We start from the raw sequence: 1,743 nt of genomic DNA, 5'->3' as shown, positions 1-1,743 counted from the left end.
TAAAGTGAAGCCAGGCGGATACATCATGGCCGACAACGTGCTCTGGAGTGGTAAGGTGCTGGAGAAGAACAGAAAAAAGGACGACCCTGATACGCTCACTATTCTGGCATTTAACAAAAAAGTAGCTGACGATCCCCGGGTCCAAAATGTATTGCTTCCAATCAGAGATGGCCTTATGATGCTCAGGAAGAAATAAATGCTTTAACTATTACTTTGCTGCAGGCAATGTAATAAGTTGGAGTCCAGCAAGATATACTTCATAGCCTGGTGATAACTGCCTGAATACTAGTAGCTTACTTTGGAATTGGCTATTCATTTGTAACTTTGTTTCGAATATTTCCCAACTGGTGTATGCTGGCAAAGTGCCATTTTCGATTCCTTCTCCTAATTATTATCTTCTTCCCGGCAATTGATGGGCTGGCCGACGTCGCCGCACCAAGGGTTCCATCGCAAATGGACTTCGCTGGCATGAAACTCAAAATCACCGATGCGGCACGGTCTGATATCCAGCAGCAAGTAGATGCCCTGAGGGCTTCCGACAGATACTTCCGCTTAAGGCTCGATTTGGTGTTGCTGTACTTCCCCATTATAGAGAGAGTAATGAAGGAAGAGAACCTGCCAGATGACATTAAATACCTGGTAATACAGGAGAGCGGCCTGGTTTCTGATGCGGTTTCTTCATCCAATGCGGTTGGCTTCTGGATGTTTAAAGAGCCAGCAGGCCGTGAAGTGGGCCTCCGCATCGACAAGTATGTGGACGAACGGCTCAACATAGTTTCCTCTACCAGAGGAGCCTGCAAATACATTAAGCGCCATAACTTCTTTTTTAATAACTGGGTTTACTCCGTAATAGCGCACAATACAGGGAAGACCGGCGCTGAGAAGCATGTAGATAAATCTAACTTCGGTGCGAGTAAAATGACCATCGACAAGGACACTCATTGGTATTTCAAGACATTTCTGGCGCATATGATCGCCTTTCAGGACGAATTGGGTGGGCGACCCTCGTCAGGCCTTGAGCTTAGAGAATACACAAAAGGAGCCGACAAACCCCTGGACAAAATCTCGAAAGAGCTGAAAGCCGACGAGGCACTCGTATTTCAGTACAACAAATGGCTAAAGAGAGGCTCCGTGCCAAGTGAAAAGGAGTACTCGGTGATCATTCCTGTGCAAAAAGGCGATAAAGTTGATCTCATTGCCAAAAATGAGCAAAAGCAAACCCCGGCGTCCTCTCCTTCCGGTGATAGCGAAGAGATAGTGGTACCCGAAGAAAGTGCCATATTGATTCAGGAAAAGTACCCAGATCTGAAAAAAGCCATTGACAGCCGCATTGCTTCTTTTATCATTGAAATAAACGGCATTCCGGCCATTATCGCTACAAAAAGTGATGACCTGAAAACGCTGGCGGCCAAGTCAGGGGTGGACGTGGCAAAGCTTGAGAAGTTCAATGACTTGCGTCCAAACCAGGCGCTTGAAGAAGGGCAGGTCTATTACCTTAAAAACAAACATTGGAGGTCTAACATTTACTATCATACTGTCAGGCAAGGAGAAACGCTTTGGGAGGTGTCGCAGGAGTACGGCATTAAGCTCAATCAGCTAGCCAGAAAAAACAGAATGTTTACTATCGACAAACCTGAGGTGGGCCGGGTGCTTTGGCTCAGGCAAAGACGACCCTCTTCAGTGGATGTAGAGATAAAAGATAACAGTGAAGACTATTTGCCGGCCATTGTCAAAAGTGAGCCT

The 1,743-nt window shown here is 46.3% G+C and carries 2 protein-coding genes; both read left to right on the top strand.

Going from position 1 to position 1,743, the window contains the following annotated elements:
• Positions 1 to 196, top strand: a 196-nt coding sequence (locus tag RIG68_RS28380) for an O-methyltransferase (RefSeq protein ID WP_502880725.1), incomplete at its 5' end; no start/stop codon positions are given.
• Positions 197 to 351: 155 nt separating this feature from the next.
• Positions 352 to 1,743: lytic transglycosylase domain-containing protein (locus RIG68_RS28375; protein ID WP_350130360.1), on the top strand; the 1,392-nt coding region annotated here is incomplete at its 3' end.

The organism is Imperialibacter sp. (assembly GCF_040222385.1).
Classification (GTDB): Bacteria; Bacteroidota; Bacteroidia; order Cytophagales; family Cyclobacteriaceae; genus Imperialibacter.
Note: the sequence above shows the minus strand (reverse complement) of the source record. Positions and strands in the feature narration are given on the sequence as shown.